Genomic DNA, 17,899 nt, shown 5'->3' with positions numbered 1-17,899 from the left:
ATCGAATCGTTGCAATTAGATGGTCCATTTTACACCGTGGTTAAAGACCAAGGAAAAAGCTAGGATCTGGTGAATTTGCCAGGTAGACAGCTTGGTCTTTTGCGCTTGTTGCACCCGGAAAATCACCTTGCCATTCAAACATATCTTTTATTAGTTGAATATGTAGGTGTGGTGACCATCCACCATTAACGCTAGCGTCACCAACATAAGCGAACGGTTGTCCTTTAGTGATAACCTGACCAACTTTAAGATTGTCGAGTGAGTCTTTGGACAGATGGCCGTACAAACAGAAACAGGTTTGGTTGTTAATTTCATGTTGTAGAATAATGGTTGGCCCGTAATCAAATGGTAAGTCGTTAAAATTGAAACTATGCACTATGCCTTCTATCGGGGCATGAATCGCCGTTCCTTCTTTTACCCATAAGTCTAATCCTAAGTGAATACAACGAATCTCTTGTTCAGGTAATTGTGAAAAATGAGCGGCGTTTCTATAGGTTGCGCGTTTTTCAGCATATCCCCCAATGGCAACATGGTGTTGCTCGGTGAAGTGAGATTGTACGAATTGACTTAAATAATCCGGATCAGCGGTACGGTCATAATCTAAGTCAGGGTTCGTTTCTGCAAGGTCGATGTTAATCCACTGATTCTTGGGATAATAATTTCCAAAAATATGAGAAAAATCAGACATGTCAACTCCATGTTATGCTCTGGCATCCTGCCATATTATTCAGTTTTCTTACTATAAATTAAGTTTAGCGAAACTTATATTAACAGCGATTGTACTTGGCTAATCGTATTGTTGGCGTTTTGATAATCAATTTTAAGTTCAGTAACTGTATCGTTTTTTTCTAAAAATAGAGAAGGGAAACCGCTGTTGCCTAAAGAACGCGTAAAGCTAATTTCGTTAAGCAAATTTTGATTAGTTTGTTCTGATACAAGATCCGCCGAAAATTTGTCAGAATCTAAACCAATTTGTTGCGCAAGTTGTATAAGAATTTCATTATCACTTGGATTTTTGGCATTCAAATAGTAAGCATGCTGAATTGCCTTGAGCATTGGGCGTTCTGCATCTTGTAAACGTGCTGCTAAAACCGCTCGGCATGACGGGTAAGTCGAGCGACGAGGGGTGTTTTTTTGCCAAAAATCGTAATTAAATTCTGTACCTAGGTAATTTTCAATTTTTTTCCAATAAGACGCGATTTGTTGCTGCATTTCTATCGGCATCGGCACATCAGAGTCAGGTGCTAAACCACCGACTAGATACACTATCTCGACTTCTGACGTTAAGGCTTGTTCGATTTGATTCCAAGTAGGTTTATAACCCCAACACCAAGAACACATAGGATCGTAGACATAATAAAGTTTTGTTTTTGAAGACATTAGAAATTCCTTTTCTTGAACGATAGGTCAAAGTAGCAAACTTTATTAATAAAGTAACCTGCAAGTTGATTTGTTTTGTTATTTTTTGCTCATTTCTATGGTTGCGGAAACGGCAGAATAAGTAGAGACCAAATAAGGAACGCAAAAAGTCAGCAAAATTTTGATTAATCGTTCGTTATCTATATTGCCATTCATTAAAGCATCGCCATGATTAATTATCATTAAGCTAGCGCCAACGACAAGTGCGACTTTGAATGATCTCATCGCTACTTTTTTTGACAGTGCAATTTCTAGCATCTGTTTGCTTTTTGACATCTGAGTGGAAGCCTTTTAAATTTAAGGTTAAGCATTAGTTGTATAAATGATAACGGAAAATCACGATTGTTTCTTTACTGTGTTAATAATTATTTGCTCTATCAATAACTCTTTGTTGTACTAACTATTCTTTGTTGACCGATAAAAAACAGCCTGACTTTATGTCAGGCTGTTCAATTAGTTTTTTATTTGAGTTGGTTGGCTAATGACAGACTAGAACTGTTTTATCTGGCTCAATAGTTGTACATCTTTAGATGATTTACGATAAAAAACAGCTGGTTGCCCTATAGGTGCATCAACCTCTATCCAACCACCTGTGTAGATTTTATCTGTCCATACGTGCACCCATTCGTCTTGAGGAAGATAGACTTTTTTAATCGTTTCACCTTGATTATAAACCGGAGCAACCAACAAATCTCGACCAAATAAGTATTGGTATTTTATTTCATAAGCTTGCGTGTCCTGTTCATAGTGCATAAATAGCGGTCTTTGAATGGGCATGCCTTGTTGCGCATTTTCTTTAGATGCCGCTTTTATATACGGTTTTAGATGTTTAAATATTTTTGTCATACGGGCTAAGTGAGCTAAGGTTTCACCGTCGGAATCAAATTGATGATTATCATCTGGTCGATTCCCTTCATGGCTACGCATTATTGGTGTAAATGCGGCCATTTCAGCCCATCGTTGAAATAATTCTTTAGAACGTTTGCAGCCATGCAAGGTTGTGTAGCCACCAATGTCGCTGTGATGAATACCGTTGCCCATTAAACCTGAAGAAAGAGCAGCAGGAATAACCGAAGCCAGACCATCATCTAAACACCAATCGACTAACTGATCGCCACCCCATAAAGTATGGCACTTACCTTGAATACCGGTTCCGCCTGCACGCATGAAGAATAATATGTCATCTGTTTTTCCTGATTCTTCAATTGCATCGTGTTGCACTTTAGCCCAGCGATAAGGCCATTTGTTATGTTCGATTTCCGCACTTACACCGTTGCTTAGTGCACAATCGGTTGGTAAGTATTCGCCAAAGTCGCCCATCCAACCATCGAGGCCAAAATCTATTAAGTTAGTTTTTATAACGTTTTTATACCACTCACACGCGGCTTGGTTGGTAAAGTCTACAACGCCACAATAGAACTCGCCAAAATCAACCGTATAATTTGAACCGTCTTGTTTGGTGGCTAAGTAACCTTTTGCTAACGCTTCATTGTAAAGAGGGAAGTCTTCTAGCACATAAGGGTTGATGTAACCTAAAAAACGAACGCCTTGCTGTTTAAGTTGATGAATTTTACTGTCTAAGTCAGGATAGAGTTGTTCATTCCATTGCCAGTTCCATTGCAAGCGCTTACCAAACGAAGTCATTTTTATACCTTGCCAATCTTGACACCAAACTCCTGATACTTCCACACCCGCCGCTTTAGCTGCTTCTATTTTTGCAACGGTAATATCGGTGCCGCCTTGGATGCCTAAAATAACCCCGTTGAGTACCCAATCTGGTATTTCAGGTTGTCGACCAAATACGTCGGTAATATTCTGCATAAGAGCAGGATAAGACTCTTCTGCATCAAAAAGGAGGTACTCTGGGATCTCCCAACACTGTAATTCGTGAAATTCTTCATGCGAGAAATCGAAATCAGCATACGCTGTTGTTTCTAAGTGGCAAAAAGATTTTTGATCGGACACAAACGTTGGTTGAGGATAGTTGGTGTTGTAATAGTCACCACCGGCTTTATCTTTGGTGTCGGCAAGCCAAGTAACGTAGCTGTTTTTATTACGACCTACACCCGGTTCTGACGACCAGAGAGGGAAATTCTTGCCTCGTAGATTGAAGTAAGTTAGTTGTTCACCGCAGCCATAGACCTTTTCTTCTTTAGTGGCGGCAACGCGTAACCAAAAGCGGTTGTACTTAGTATCTATAATTTCAAACTCCGCTTTAAGCCGAGACTCTGGGGTTTCAGAGAGCAACATTTTAATGACTGGTTGGTTGTCAAAATAGAAGGTTACAACCGACTTATCGGCCATTTCCTCTACGGTATATTGGCGAAGAGGCAATCGCTCGCATACGTAATCAGTAATATCAAAGTTACCCCGATACATATCAAAGTTGGCCTGGCCAGTGCCTAAAAATAAACAAGGATTCTCAGCAGAATGGGTTAATAAAGTTCGATTCTTATGCGTAACAACGAGCGCATTTGGGTTGTAGGATACGTTCATTTTGTGGCTCCAAAAGAGTAATAGGGGAAACAATTTAATTTCTGGTCTAATTGGACATTATTTGTATTTTTAGATGTCGGTTGTAAATAATTAGATGTTGGCGGTAAACAAAAGTAACTAAAAATCGGCCAAGTAGTCAGTGGTCTTTACCGATTCACCCCTCGCAGATATCGAGGGGTGATGAACACCATAACGCGGTTATTTGAACTGAACGCTGTATTCAGCTGCGATTTTTTCATTACATGTTTTAATTTCACTTTGGAAGCGCTCTAACCAGACTTGGCCTTCAGCGCCGGCAGTGTTTTTGAAGTAATCGCGTACTGGTGCGGCGGCTTGTTGGAACGCAAGTTTTTCGCTGTCTGTTGGGCTATAAACCGTACCACCGGCTTTTTTGAACTCTTCATAAGCCGTATATTCACGGTGTTTTGGATAAGAACGTAAATATTGGTTTTGTGCATCGATACCATCGATGATGACCTTTTTCAAATCATCAGGGAAAGACTTGAACTTCATGTCATTGAACACCCACGCGCCGCCCATATACGCATGACCATCAAGAATGATGTAGTCTAGGCTTTCTTGGAAACGGTTTTGTACAATATCTACGATACCGTTTTTAGTGCCATCTACCACGCCAGTTGATAGCGCTGTATACACTTCAGGCCAAGCGATAGGCGTTGGCGCCGCGCCTAGCTCTTTAACCAATTCTTGCTGGATTTTTGCTGGAACGGTACGTAGTTTTAAACCTTTGAGATCGTCAGGCGATTTGACCTGTTTTTTGGTAGTAGCAATATTACGCCAACCACCCGAGTTAGATACCATCATTAACCTTGAATTAGGTGCTTTTTTGAGAATGTTGCCACGTATATCGCTCAAAAACTCTTCGTCATCGTAAACGCACTCTGCGACACGGTCGTTAGGTAACATGTAAGGCAAATCAAATGCACCGATTGGCTGCCAATAGTTTGCTAACTCAGCAATAGTGGTTTGGAAGTAATCAAACATACCGGCTTGGATACCCGCAAGACATTCTTTTGCGTTGCTGCATAACTGGCCTGATGGATAAATATCGACAGAGATAGCACCGTTTGAACGTGATTCTACATAGTTTTTGAAAACCAGAAGTGATTGGTGATTGTAGCTGTCTAGGTTCGATACATGAGGTACCGTCAATTTATAATCAGCGGCTGCCACGGCACCTGAGGTTAACATTGCGGTAGTAATGAGTCCAAGTAGTGTCTTTTTCATTTTTTTATCCTTTAAATATCATTATATTATTTTAAAGTTGTAGGTTTATTTCACGTTTAAATTTGCAGTTTATAGCTGCGAGTTACATAACTCCTAGTAGCTGTGGTAAGCCGATAACTAATTGTGGGAAGAATGAAATTAAGAAGATGATTAAAAATTCAATCGCTAAGAATGGAATAATCGCCTTCGAAATATGTTGCAATGGTACGCCTGACACGCCGGATGCAACGAACAGCACTAAACCCATAGGCGGCGTAGCCAAGCCGATAGAAAGGTTACATACCATGACAACACCGAAGTGAACTGGGTCAATTCCTGCTGCAATCATGATTGGAGCAATGATTGGAGCAAAGATTAATATTGCCGGACCTGCATCCAGGAACATACCGACAATAAATAGGAATATGTTGATGATAAAGAACAGTAAATAAGGGTTATCTGTTATGCCGTTAAAGAAATCGGCAACGCTGTTCGATATGCCAGAAAAACTAATAGCAGAAGCAAATCCACTGGCTGCGGCGACGATAATTAATATAGCTGATGCATTAACAGCGACTTTGGCAAACAAAGCGTAAGTTGCTTTTACTGTGCTTACTTTAAGAATATAAACAGACAGTATAATGGCATACAGTACCGCAACTGCTGCGGCTTCTGTTGGGGTAAAGATACCACCATAAATACCACCGAGTATGATCACTGGAGTCATCAGTGGCAATATAGCCATCTTCATGCTTTTGCGGCGCTCTTCTTTTGATGCACGTTCGAACGGTTGTATTTCTGGGTAGTGACGAATTTGGAAGCGATTAACTAACATTAAGCCCAAACAAAAAATCAGTCCTGGAACAATACCGGAAATGAACATAGCCGCGACCGAGGTATTCATTACAAAGGCGTAAATTAGCATGATGCCTGATGGTGGAATGATCGTACCAAGTACCGTAGCCGCAGCAGTTAATGCGGCCGCATAAGCTGGTTCGTATTTATACTTTTTCATTTCAGGGATCAGCATATTGCCGATCGCAGAAGTGGCTGCGACAGAAGAGCCTGTTAATGCACCAAACATGGTTGCCGCAATAATCACAACGTGGCCTAACCCTCCACGCATGTGTTGAACGCGAGTTTGAGCAAAGGAGATAATTCGCGGTGTAATACCACCACTGGACATACACTCACCGGCTAACATAAAAAATGGTAAAGCAAGTAACAGAAAGTTATCTAATCCGGAGTAAAGTCTTTGATAAAGCATGTTGATAAACAACACTTGATCATCTTGTATAAAGGTAATAATTGGTGAAAGTCCTAACGCAAATAGAACCGGCACACCAATAAGTAAAAATGTCATGAAATAAAATAGAAAAATAGGCGAGATCATAATATAGCGTCCTATTCTGTTACTTTGGCTAACGGTTCAAGGTCAGCAAAGTGAATGAGGTTGTGGAAAGAGGCGGCTAATTTTTCTAAAGCGGTTAAGCAGGAGAGCGCCAACATAACAGGAGGAATGATATAAATGGTGTACATAGGAATAGGCAAACTATCTGCCATAACACCGCCTGTTTTATAAAAGGCGTAACCATAATAAATCCAGATTGCGAACAGAATGAGTGCAGCAATGTGTGCAACAATCATAAATACATGGTAAACGCGCTTGTCTTTCAATTTGTCTGTAATAAATGTCATTGCAATATTTTGATCGCGCAAATATACAATAGGGAGACAAAGGTAGGTCATGTAGATCATCAAAAAGCGAGATGATTCATCGGTCCAGCTCAAAGGAATGTTAAATATATAACGACAACCAACTTGCAATAGTACGATTGCTGTCATTATTAATAATAAAATACCTGAAAATTGAGCAGTAAATGTTGCTATGGGCGCGTTGATTTTATTCAATGCGTTTTCAATACCCTTAAACATATAATCACCATTCGAAACTATCGTTAGCACATTGGTTTTGTTGTTAACTCAATGTTTTCGCATTAACTTAAATGTGTCTGCTGATATTCTTTATAGTCAGTTCACGCTGTCATAGTTAGTTCACGCGGTAAGCACTTCCTGTACTGTTTATGACCAATCCAATTTTCTTTTTTGTTCATTTTATCGAGCAAAATAATAGCATTTGAAGCTTATTAAGCCGTGATGCCTTTCTCAAACGAACAATTTTTGTCATTATTTGTCTATTGCGTGTCACATTTTAACCGTTTTGGGGGCGGCAGGCCCCCGGTAAGAATGGCTACTATGCTTTGCCATTTGAGCCGAATAATCTGATTTTGTGTTTAACCACTTTCATCATTGATGAAATACCAGAATTATTGACATCCGCTAAGATGAAGTCGTCAGGGTTAGAAGCCCAATGAGCCTGGACTCCACGAATAAAACCTTGGCGTAATTCAGTATCGACATTAATTTTAGCGACACCGCGTTTAACCGCTTCGAGTACTTGGTCATCAGGTACGCCGGAGCCGCCATGCAACACAATCGGTTTTTTTACAGCTTGTTTTATTTCGGATAGTCGTTCGAATTTAAGTTCTGGTGTTGTTTTATAGACACCATGAGCGGTACCGATAGAAACGGCTAAATAATCCACTCCTGTTCTATCTGAAAAGTCGAGTGCTTCCGCAACCGTTGTAATCATGGCATCTTTTTCGTCAACGGTGATGTCGTCTTCTGTTCCACCTATCTTGCCTATTTCACCTTCTGAGCCAAGACCAAGCGCATTAGCGACTTCTACTACGGCTTTGGTTATGCGTATATTGTCTTCAAACGGAAGTGCCGAGCCATCAAACATTAGGGACTGGAAATCTCGAGTTGCTGCTTCCATACACTGTTCGAATTTACGGCTGTGATCGAGATGAATACAGATTGGTACAGTAATATTGTGATGCTGAATAAGCGAGTCTACTGCGTCTCGTAGTGGTTTCATCCCCATCTCATTTATAGCTTTTTGGCCTATCTGAATCATGATAGGAGACTGCTCTTCCTGTGCAGCAAGAAGGACTGCTTTGATTGTTTCTAAGTTGTGTGCAGTGAAAGCACCAATTGCGTAGCCATTATCCCACGCCTGTTGAATCATTGTTTTTCCAGATAAGTAAGGCATTACCAGTTGTCCTTTTTATTTGTTCGTTAATGTAGAAATTATCAGCTATTCGAGTTCATTTATGTTAAGTAAAACTCATTTTATGACATAAATGTACATTAGTGGACAAAAATGAGCGTTTGGGCACATTCTTAAATAAATAAGAAAAGAGAGAATAGTTGAAGGAAGAAATGAAGGTAAAATTTAACGAATAGCATAAAAAAACACGAAAAAAGATGGCACTTAGTGGCCATCTTGTTAATTTATATGTTCGACTTATTTATATAGACGTTATGGATTTATATCAATAAGTCGGCCGATATCAGCGATTAACATAACTTCATATTTGGTCATTATTTTACATTTTTGTCTAATAACCCTTCCGCTAACGCTGGTGCTAATCCTGGTGCTAATGGCAATCTAGGAATTAATAGGCAATGCATGAGATGATAAATATCTTGTTTTCCGTCCCATACTTTTGCCGATACTTGGTTATTAGGATCAAGTTCTTGCCACCAAGAACAGCCTTCGTAATCCATTAGGTACGTGCGACAATAATTCCACCAAGTTTGATAATACTGTTGATATTTTTCATCTTTGGTAACAGTATACAGTGCGTAAGCGGTACCAATAGCTTCTACAGGTGTCCATCTAATACGTTCTCTAACCACTGGCTTTCCATCCCAATCGACGGAATAAACAAAGCCTGGCGCGCCATCCACAGACCAAGCGTCTCGAACGGTTGCATCAAATAGTCCTTTGGCATCTTCCAACAGCCATTCAGGTGCTTCTGCACCGATTTCAAGTAACGTTGCTCTTAGGTGACAAATCAAACGTCCCCACTCAATCCAGTGCCCCGGAGTACCTCCATAGGCTCTAAAGTGGCTAGCAGGCGTTTCTTTATTATAATCAGGTAGTGGATTCCAGTTTGAATCGAAATGTTCATTGACTCGATAGTTAAGACTTTTGGCTGTTTTGTGAATCATAAATTCAGTAATATGCAGCGCTCGATCTAGCCATTTTTGGTCTTTTGTTACGTCGTATACAATCAAAAACGCTTCAACAGCGTGCATGCTTGCATTACCACCGCGATAGTCTTCGGTTTCAGAGAACTTTTCATCCCACGATTCCAAACACATCTGTTCTTCTTCACTCCAAAAATATTGTTCAACTACTTTTATCGCTTCATCCAATAATGCTTGAGCTCTAGGGTGACCGGTTGTCACAGCGCTGGCTGCGCCTAGCAACACAAAACAGTGTTGGTAGCCTTGTTTTGAAGGATCAGAAACACCGTCGCCTTGGTTATCTATTGTTGCATACCAACCGCCGTATTTTTTGTCTTTTAGTGGACCTTCTAACGCTGCAATACCATGTTCCACTAGATCATATGCGCCGGGACGTCCCATTAAGGCAGCAAGAGAGTAACAATGTAGCATTCTGGCTGTGATCCACAAACGAGTTCCCATTTCTTCGCGTATATTGCCGTTGTTGCCTATCCAGCCGAATCCATTAGGCACAATGGCATTTCTGCCAAATTCAAAAATGCGGTCTGTTTCTGTTTCCAACCAAGAATTATGCGATCGGGTGTTAATCCATTTCATACAATATTTCCTCTCTTTAAAACAAATAATTCGATAGAGTTCATAGCAACTAAATTTGTTGATTATTAATCGATAAGTTACTAATCGGTAAGTTGTTAATATATATGACTTTATTTTTATGTCGTAACATGCTTGTAGCCATTACAAATGAATGTTTTTGAGTACCAATACACAGCCAATAACAAAAAGTAAGCTATGGACGATATGGTGGTAATTAATTTTGTATTTTTGCAGTAGGTGATAGCCCACCATTCCACCCGTCATACCAACTAAAAATGCTGGCATAGCCCAAGAGACATAGTGTTTTACTTCTGCGGTAATCAGTCCCTCGTATTGAAAACTGACGATAGCGCCGATCATTTGCAGCATGAAAAAGAATGCTAAGGTAGATTTGGCTTGGTCGGCGGTCCATGGTTGCATTGAAGTGTAAGCAATGACAGGTGGTCCCGCTTCTCCAACACTTGCTCCTAATACACCAGACGCAAATCCAGCGCCAAGCGTTACAGGAACCGAGGTTTTATTAAATAAGGGCTTGGATGAGCGCATTGAGTGCAGACTAGAGATGATCAACACTACACCCATGCTAACTAAAATGTAGGAAGAGGGCAGGCTAGCAAGTAATTTTGCGCCGATAAAAGAGGCAGGTACAGAGCCTGCAACTAAAATTAATCCTGCACGGTATTGAACATGATGCCGCATTTTCCAAACGATAGGCCATGTCACTATCCAACCGAAAATTCCAGCAATTGGTACGGCCATTTTAGCGTCGATGGTCATAGACAGCAGAGGCACCGATACTAAAGCAAGCCCAAAGCCAGTTAGCCCTTGGGTAAAACCACCAAGTAAAATGATGCATGAGATGATGATAATTGTACTGTCCATTAGATTCCTTAAAAAATCGGCCAAAGAGGTTTAAACATTGAACACGGTTTGTCGTTAGGGACGCATTTTTTCCCGATTGAATATCAGTTTATTAGTGCTAGGCTATTTGACACTAAAACGATGAATGGTCTTCTGTTCATAAACGTCTCCAGGATCTAGACGCGTGCTAGGAAAGTGAGCATGGTTCGGGCTATCTGGGAAGTGCTGTGTTTCTAGACATAAACCAGCAAATGCTTGGTATCGGTATCCATTGCGGGCAATCCAAGGCTTATTAGATAATTTGCAACCGTTGTAGAACTGAACGCCAGGTTGAGTGGTCAATACTGTCATTAACCGACCGCTATCTGGTTCGTAAAGATCAGCCGCGATAGAGTAGCCGTTGTGCTTATTTCTTTGGTGTAAGACGTAGTTGTGATCAATACAGCCATGTGGCATTAGGGACATATTTTCCTCAATACTGGTCGTGGAAGTGAAATCTAGTCCAGTATTTTGCACGGATAATAACTCGCCTGTCGGGATCGATTTTTCATCCACAGGGGTGTAGAAATCGGCATATATTTTCAATTTATGTTTATCGACGCTACCTGAATCGTGACCCGCTAGATTATAATAACTATGATTAACTAGGTTTATAACGGTGGGTTGATCTGTCACCGCCCGGAAGTTGTAGTGAACTTGATTGTGTCGGTCTAATCCAATGGTATGCACAACATTAAGTGTGCCTCCGTAACCAGACTCTCCATGAGGCGATACGCGACTGAAATGAATGAGTATTTGTTGCTCATTTTGTTCAATAGCATAATCCCAAACATATTTATCAAACCCTTTAGTTCCACCGTGCAAATGTTGCTGGGTGGAGGGTTCGTTGGTCTCTAATTGGAATTCTTTTCCATCTAGAGAATATCGACCATCTCGAATTCTGTTGGCATATCGGCCAGCAATAGCGCCAAAAAATGGATGGCCTTGTAGGTAATTGTCTAACGTTTTGTAGCCCAGAACGATATCTGCTATCTGGTTATTTCTATCCGGAGCTTGGATAGAGGTAACAATACAACCAAAGTTTGTTACTGATATTTTCATGCCATTGCTGTTGGAAAGAGTAAAAAGCTTAACGGGTGTATCTTGGCCTGGTACTTTTCCCCATTGGGTTTCGGTAAATTGCATGGCACTGCCTTTTATATCAATGATTAACTAGATAGTTGGTTTAACTATCGTTCTTATATGGGCTAATTCGTTCTTTAAGTTGTCAGCTACTACTTAGGTTCTCTGGTACTATTTTATTTTTGGTTTAAGCCCTGATGTGACGCGTAATTGCTCTAAGATTGCCGACCAATCTTGTTGGCCGCGCCCAGCTGCTCGAGCGATGTTGTACAGTTCACGTGAGGCCGCGCCGCATGGAACAGGCACATTTACTTGGTTAGCAAGATCGAGCGCAATACCAATGTCTTTATGAGCAAGATCGACCATGAAAGCGGGTGACAAATCACCAGAAAGCACTTTGCCTGGCCAAGTGGTGGTAAAGTGGCCTTTTCCAGCAGGTGTACCGCTCATCACCGACATTGCTGTGTCGAAATCAAGCCCAATCGCCTCTGCTAAAGTAATGGCTTCCGCAGATAAAGCGTTCAAAGCAATGCTCATATAATTATTAATAATTTTCACTCGAATGCCTTTGCCTGCACCGCCAGCATCTACGGTTTCATTACCCATGCAATCAAAAAGAGGTTGAGCTTTAGCAATTTGTTGTTTGCTTCCGCCTGCCAGAATCAGCAGTTCACCTTTAATCGCGTGATCGGATGTGCGTCCTACAGGCGCTTCCATCATTTCGAAACCCAGCTCTTCCATATCACTAATCAGCTTGTCGGTTTCAAAAGGATGAATGGTCGACATATCAATCAATAGCGCATCTTTGCTCATACTGGATGTAATACTATTTTCACCGAACACAACATTTCGAACCAATGCCCCGTTTGGCAACATGGTGACGATAAATTCGCTATTAAGAGCAGCATCTGCTGGAGAAGTTGCCGCTGTCGCCCCAACGCTTACTGCTGCTTGTACCGCTTGTTCGTTTATATCGAAGACCTTTAAACTGTGACCACCTTTAATTAGATTAGCCACCATTGGGCTACCCATTTGACCTAGACCGATAAAGCCGATAGTTGACATGTTTGTTTCCTCAAACTGTGTAATACGATTTTGGCTAAATATAACCTTTTTTACGAAAACTACCGTAATGAATGTCACATTTTGTTGTTTTATGTTCGTTTGTTGTTGTTTTGTGATTGTAATCCCATAAGACGTTGGCAAAATCTTATAATGTTGCTCAATACAAACCATAGTTGTGACGTTATATAATGTTTAATTTAAAAGAGAACGAAATAATGCCGATAGCGTGTCTTGGAATTACTGTGCTCGACAGGATTCAACGAGTAAACGAACTGCCTACAAAAGGTGGAAAATTTGTTGCTAATGAATACTTTGAAGTTGGAGGAGGGCCAGCGGCTACCGCTGCAGTAGCCGTTGCAAAACTAGGTAAAGAAGTGGACTTTATTGGTCGTGTCGGTGGCGATTCTGTTGCGGATACAATGTTAAAAGAATTAACCAGTTATGGGGTGAATATTGGTAATGTAATTCGAATTGAAAACGCTTCTTCGGCATTTTCTGCCGTGTTGGTTGATGATTCGGGTGAACGTATGATCATTAATTACCAAGATAAGCTATTGAACCGTGATATCGAGCCATTAAAAAGTGTTGATTTTTCCACATATTCTACGCTTTTATGTGATGTTCGATGGCCTGAAGGAGCAAAATATGCGCTACAGCAAGCGAAATTACATCATGTTCCTTCTGTGCTTGATGCCGATTTATCACCTGATCCAATTGATGAACTAGTGCAACTAGCTGATCATGTAGTCTTTTCTGAGCCAGGGCTAGAAAAATACACGAATAACAGCGATCCAATTGAAGGGTTGAAAATTGCTCAAAAAAGGACAGAATCCAAGGTTTATGTTACAGTCGGTTCAAAAGGTTGTTATTGGTTAGAAGAAGGTGACCTAAAACACCAAGCAGGTAAAAAAGTGCATGTTGTCGATACAACTGGCGCAGGTGATGTTTTTCATGGTGCGTTTGCTGTCGCCGTCTGTGAACAGATGGCAGCGAGGGAATCAATTATTTTTTCCAATACCGTTGCTGCTGTTAAATGTACAAAATTAGGTGGGCGAGAAGGTATCCCAAATAGAGATACGGTTAACGCCGAAATTAAAAATTAACGACAAGGTTTACCATGACTAATCCGAGACAAGACAAACTTCTACAATTGGTTATTGATAAAGGTTACTGTACGGTTGACGATTTAGCTGAATTTTTACAGGTTTCCACCCAAACAATCAGACGCGATATTAAAAGACTAAGTGATGCTCGATTGATTGTTCGCCACCATGGAGGAGCCAGCTCTCCTTCTAGTACGGTTAACCTAGACTATGAAATACGTAAAGTATCTGAAACTGACGAGAAGAATGCCATTGCAGCTAAAATCGCAGCAATGATTCCAGACAACTCGACAGTATTTTTAACTATTGGAACGACTACTGAGATAATCGCTACTCACTTAGTTAAAAAAAATAATCTGCAAATTATTACCAATTCATTACGTGTAGCCAATGTACTGCATAGTAATAATAGTTTTGATGTTTTAATTCCTAGTGGAAAAATTCGTGCGAGCAATGGAGGCATTGTCGGTACAAAAGCACTCGATTTTGTAAAGAACTTTAGATTTGATTATCTCATTACTAGTGCGGGCTCTATCGATGAAGACGGAACTCTTTTAGAATATGACCTTAATGAAACGGCCATTGCGCAATCTGTTATGCAGTCGGCAAGAAATGTGTTTGTTGCGATCGATTCAACCAAATATACGCCGAAAGGATCGATTGAATTGGGTCATATAAGTGAAGCAACGGTCTTTTTTACCGACGATTTGCCGCCGCAGCATATTCAAGAAGTGCTCAACCATACGGACGTTAAACTTGAAGTTTGTCGTTAGAATGACTTCTTTGAGTGGCTATTTTGATCTAGAACAATTATGAATCACAATCAACATGAAATTTACACTTAACTAACGGTTGGCGAACTAAACCTCCTTGCTTTGTGTGGTAATATGACGATAATAACTATTTGTCATACAAGATTATAATATATCAAATCACTACGCATCTAAGAGGTTATACATGCAAAACAATAAACAAACTCAAACACAGCAATCTAATCACATTAATGAAAAATATAGCGTGTTGTTTTTCCTCGAAGGCATAACTTTACTATGCTTTGTTTTTATCGTTCTTTCTTTTACTATTCCTTACAGTGCAATAGCAATGAAAATGATAGTGAGTTCAATTGTTGTTGGTAGCTGCAGTTCTGTCGGTATTCTTGTTTTTGCTAATGCAAGAATTGGTGTCGAAAGAGGGTTATTTAACCAGCCTGTTTTAAAGCGTCAATTTAAGCATCAGTCTTAAATCATTAGGTTTAAAATCGGCGGCAGCAAAGCGAGTTTATTAGCCTTGGTGAGAGCAGTCAAAGTCTGGCTTTGACAACTGACCTTATTTATTGGCTTAATATATTGAGCAAGTTAGGATTGACTGCTTGCTTTAAAGTTTTGGGCAAATTTGGATTAGATAATACAATAACCTCTCTCTTATGCAGCTGTAACGAAGCAAGGCAGTCGCCGAAATAATGGTTAAATATCTGATCTAATTTCCCATTACTAGTTAATTGATCCAAGCCATTTTGTATTCTTTCTGCCAGAAGTGGATGGTTAGGATTAACATAAAATACTAATGGCAACGGGTAATAAAGTACTATATTTTGTTCCATACTTAGGTTAGTGAACTGCTTGCTGATACCTTGATAAATAGCACTAACTTCATTGGCTCCTAAAGACACATAATCACAGTCGCCGTTATGTAAATAAGTAAATATCTGCTGTAAATTACCTTGTTCCAATACTTTAAATCCATTGTATCTAAACAGCTCTGCATCAACCCAGGTTTGAGGGATTCCTGCTTTCAATTGCTTAATTGTATCAGTGAGAGACTGGTTGGAATTTGTGTTGAAGTCTTTCCTAGTGATGAGGATTCGGTAACCTAACAAACCCTTAGCGATAGGTTGGTTGACAGCAATAAAGGGTTTGTTTACGAATTTTTCGTTGCCAGCGACAGTGACCAAAACATCGGTACCGTGGTTAAAAACATTCCCTTCATCCTCTGCTAATGGATAATCCGTTTTATCATTGATTAGCGGTAATTCGGTTACGTTATCCTGGGTCTGTTTGAGTATTGCGAGCAGTATTTCGTACTCATACTTTTGGCGGATCTCTGACTTATTTCCGTTCCAAAACTGTATATTTTTCATGGTATTAACTTCCTAATTACATAGAATAACTAAGGTTTATAACAAAAATTTTCTTACTAATTAAGCCGCTAATTACTTTAACACAAACATAAAGAAAGCGCTTTCTTTATGTTTGTGTTGTTTGCTCATTATGCAAATATTACTGAGATTAGCAGGGTTAAGGTCGGGTTTGGCTTACTTGTTGCTCCTATGCCTCTCTATTGATTTTTGGCTACAAGCTAGATAAGAATTGGCTAAGTACTAATAAGTTAGGTCAATGATTAGGTAATAATTTTAGTTAATCGATAGGTAATAACTTGATGTAATGAATAGGGTGATCTGTAAGATAGAAACTACACAAAGAGTGGATATATATCACAAAATAATTGTTTTAAACGATATCATTATAAATCGAATTAAATTGGTTTTATTTGTAATAAAATCAGCTGGTTATATATTTTGACTTTGTTGGTTGTTTTATCTTATCTATTAGTAACATATTGTTTTTTATATAATAATATACTTTAACACTACACCTTTTTGTTTTGTGATCTCAGTAGAGTTTCAAACGTTTGTCAGTTGTTGCTGCAATATATCTGAGTTATCTTTTCTCCAAAGAAAGCGCTTTCTTTTTGATTGATTATATAAATAACTACAGGCTAGTTTAAGTCTTTAAAATAAAAAGAAAGCGCTTTCTTTAAAGTGAAGCAGAATACTTTCAATAGCTTGTATCTTAAGTGATTTGATTTTTACTAATACATTCACCTTGATAAGGGGTCACGCTAGCTTGTGACTTGTAGGTTAAAAGATTCTTATGTCGTTTTTAGTTCGCCGTTTTGGCTTTTATTTTACTGCATTTTTAATTGCAATCTCATTCAACTTTATGCTGCCGCGGCTTATGCCTGGCGATCCGGTTGAAGCGATGTTTGCTGCTGCACAGGGCCGGATGGATCCTGCGCAAATGGATGCAGTTCGAGAAATGTATGGGTTCCTTGATGGGAATGTTTTTGAACAATATTTAACCTATATGAAAAGCGTTTTTACGCTTGATCTAGGACCATCAGTACTTATGTTTCCTGTCAGTGTTTCTGATGTTATCGCTATGGCATTACCTTGGACCATGTTTTTGGCACTCGGTTCATTGATTGTTGCGCTTATTATTGGTGTGGGGATAGGGACTTATGCTTCGTATAACCGTACCGGTTTTTTTGGTCAAGTTGTGCCGCCAGTATTGGCCTTTATTAGTAACTTTCCTTATGTCGTTACCGCGTTACTGTTGTTTTATATATTTGGGTTGAAGTTAGATTTACTGCCGTTAGCTTATACCTACGATCCGTCGCTTAGTCCGGGCTTTACTTTAGAATTTATTACTAGTGTAGCAAAACACGCAATTTTACCTGTTGGTTCGATGGTTATCGTTGGTATATCAACTTGGGTATTTAACATGCGTAATGCCATGATCAACGTACTGGGTGAAGATTATGTAACGATGGCTGAAGCTAAAGGGTTGAGTAACTATCGGGTTATGTCTCGCTACGCAGGAAGAAATGCAATTTTGCCTGTTGCAACGGCGATTGCCATGGCTATCGGATTTTCCTTTGCTGGGTCAATAATGACCGAGGTGGTATTCAACTATCAAGGGTTGGGCAATATCCTGCTCAAAGGGATTGTTGCGCGCGATTACCCTCTGATTCAAGCAATTTTGCTTATCTTAGTTACCGCTGTATTAACCGCTAACTTCATTGCTGATCTGTTATACGTTTGGCTAGACCCACGAATTTCAAACTAGGCCGCA

General features: G+C 39.8%; 17 protein-coding genes. 4 read left to right on the top strand and 13 right to left on the bottom strand.

Going from position 1 to position 17,899, the window contains the following annotated elements:
* Positions 1 to 40: 40 nt before the first annotated feature.
* The 12 genes from ACLKML_RS02145 to yihU form a co-directional block, all read right to left on the bottom strand.
* Positions 41 to 688: a peptidoglycan DD-metalloendopeptidase family protein gene (locus tag ACLKML_RS02145; protein WP_413283442.1), complete on the bottom strand. Its 648-nt coding sequence runs from the start codon at positions 686 to 688 to the stop codon at positions 41 to 43.
* Positions 689 to 762: 74 nt separating this feature from the next.
* Positions 763 to 1,380, bottom strand: a complete 618-nt coding sequence (locus ACLKML_RS02140) for a DsbA family protein (protein ID WP_413283441.1) — start codon at positions 1,378 to 1,380, stop codon at positions 763 to 765.
* A gap of 78 nt (positions 1,381 to 1,458) precedes the next feature.
* On the bottom strand, positions 1,459 to 1,695 hold the full coding sequence (gene nrtS, locus ACLKML_RS02135; RefSeq protein WP_317715630.1) for a nitrate/nitrite transporter NrtS: 237 nt from the start codon (positions 1,693 to 1,695) through the stop codon (positions 1,459 to 1,461).
* A gap of 213 nt (positions 1,696 to 1,908) precedes the next feature.
* Complete coding sequence (locus ACLKML_RS02130; protein ID WP_413283440.1) at positions 1,909 to 3,915, bottom strand: alpha-glucosidase; 2,007 nt, start codon at positions 3,913 to 3,915, stop codon at positions 1,909 to 1,911.
* Between the two features lie 198 nt (positions 3,916 to 4,113).
* Positions 4,114 to 5,163, bottom strand: coding sequence for a TRAP transporter substrate-binding protein DctP (gene dctP / locus ACLKML_RS02125; protein WP_317715632.1), 1,050 nt, complete (start codon positions 5,161 to 5,163; stop codon positions 4,114 to 4,116).
* A gap of 82 nt (positions 5,164 to 5,245) precedes the next feature.
* Entirely contained in the window at positions 5,246 to 6,535 is a 1,290-nt protein-coding gene (locus ACLKML_RS02120) for a TRAP transporter large permease (protein ID WP_317715633.1), read from the bottom strand.
* 11 nt (positions 6,536 to 6,546) lie between these two features.
* The gene (locus tag ACLKML_RS02115) at positions 6,547 to 7,077 is read right to left on the bottom strand and encodes a TRAP transporter small permease (protein WP_317715634.1); all 531 of its coding nucleotides are present in this window, start codon (positions 7,075 to 7,077) and stop codon (positions 6,547 to 6,549) included.
* 319 nt (positions 7,078 to 7,396) lie between these two features.
* Complete coding sequence (locus ACLKML_RS02110) at positions 7,397 to 8,257, bottom strand: class II fructose-bisphosphate aldolase (RefSeq protein ID WP_317715635.1); 861 nt, start codon at positions 8,255 to 8,257, stop codon at positions 7,397 to 7,399.
* A 332-nt stretch (positions 8,258 to 8,589) separates the two neighbouring features.
* Positions 8,590 to 9,837, bottom strand: coding sequence for an AGE family epimerase/isomerase (locus ACLKML_RS02105; protein WP_413283439.1), 1,248 nt, complete (start codon positions 9,835 to 9,837; stop codon positions 8,590 to 8,592).
* Between the two features lie 141 nt (positions 9,838 to 9,978).
* Positions 9,979 to 10,719 carry a sulfite exporter TauE/SafE family protein gene (locus ACLKML_RS02100; protein WP_317715637.1) on the bottom strand — a complete coding sequence of 247 codons (741 nt, stop codon included), beginning with the start codon at positions 10,717 to 10,719 and terminating at the stop codon, positions 9,979 to 9,981.
* A gap of 102 nt (positions 10,720 to 10,821) precedes the next feature.
* Positions 10,822 to 11,883, bottom strand: coding sequence for an aldose epimerase family protein (locus tag ACLKML_RS02095; RefSeq protein WP_413283438.1), 1,062 nt, complete (start codon positions 11,881 to 11,883; stop codon positions 10,822 to 10,824).
* A 108-nt stretch (positions 11,884 to 11,991) separates the two neighbouring features.
* Positions 11,992 to 12,885: a sulfolactaldehyde 3-reductase gene (gene yihU, locus ACLKML_RS02090; protein ID WP_413283437.1), complete on the bottom strand. Its 894-nt coding sequence runs from the start codon at positions 12,883 to 12,885 to the stop codon at positions 11,992 to 11,994.
* 188 nt (positions 12,886 to 13,073) lie between these two features.
* On the opposite strand from yihU, the gene ACLKML_RS02085 reads away from it, so the two are divergent.
* The 3 genes from ACLKML_RS02085 to ACLKML_RS02075 all read left to right on the top strand — a co-directional run bounded on the left by ACLKML_RS02085 (position 13,074) and on the right by ACLKML_RS02075 (position 15,230).
* On the top strand, positions 13,074 to 13,988 hold the full coding sequence (locus tag ACLKML_RS02085) for a PfkB family carbohydrate kinase (protein ID WP_413283436.1): 915 nt from the start codon (positions 13,074 to 13,076) through the stop codon (positions 13,986 to 13,988).
* Positions 13,989 to 14,002: 14 nt separating this feature from the next.
* Positions 14,003 to 14,761, top strand: a complete 759-nt coding sequence (locus ACLKML_RS02080) for a DeoR/GlpR family DNA-binding transcription regulator (RefSeq protein WP_317715641.1) — start codon at positions 14,003 to 14,005, stop codon at positions 14,759 to 14,761.
* Positions 14,762 to 14,945: 184 nt separating this feature from the next.
* Positions 14,946 to 15,230, top strand: coding sequence for a hypothetical protein (locus ACLKML_RS02075; protein WP_413283435.1), 285 nt, complete (start codon positions 14,946 to 14,948; stop codon positions 15,228 to 15,230).
* 88 nt (positions 15,231 to 15,318) lie between these two features.
* Here the strand turns inward: ACLKML_RS02075 and ACLKML_RS02070 are convergent, their stop codons facing one another.
* A complete protein-coding gene (locus ACLKML_RS02070; RefSeq protein ID WP_413283434.1) occupies positions 15,319 to 16,125 on the bottom strand; it encodes an ABC transporter substrate-binding protein in 807 nt (268 codons plus the stop codon).
* A 793-nt stretch (positions 16,126 to 16,918) separates the two neighbouring features.
* Between ACLKML_RS02070 and ACLKML_RS02065 the strand changes: the two genes are divergently transcribed.
* Positions 16,919 to 17,893 carry an ABC transporter permease gene (locus tag ACLKML_RS02065; RefSeq protein WP_413283433.1) on the top strand — a complete coding sequence of 325 codons (975 nt, stop codon included), beginning with the start codon at positions 16,919 to 16,921 and terminating at the stop codon, positions 17,891 to 17,893.
* Positions 17,894 to 17,899: the final 6 nt, after the last annotated feature.

It is taken from the genome of Vibrio sp. MA40-2, assembly GCF_047302445.1.
In the GTDB taxonomy this organism is placed as follows: Bacteria; Pseudomonadota; Gammaproteobacteria; order Enterobacterales; family Vibrionaceae; genus Vibrio.
Note: the sequence above shows the minus strand (reverse complement) of the source record. Positions and strands in the feature narration are given on the sequence as shown.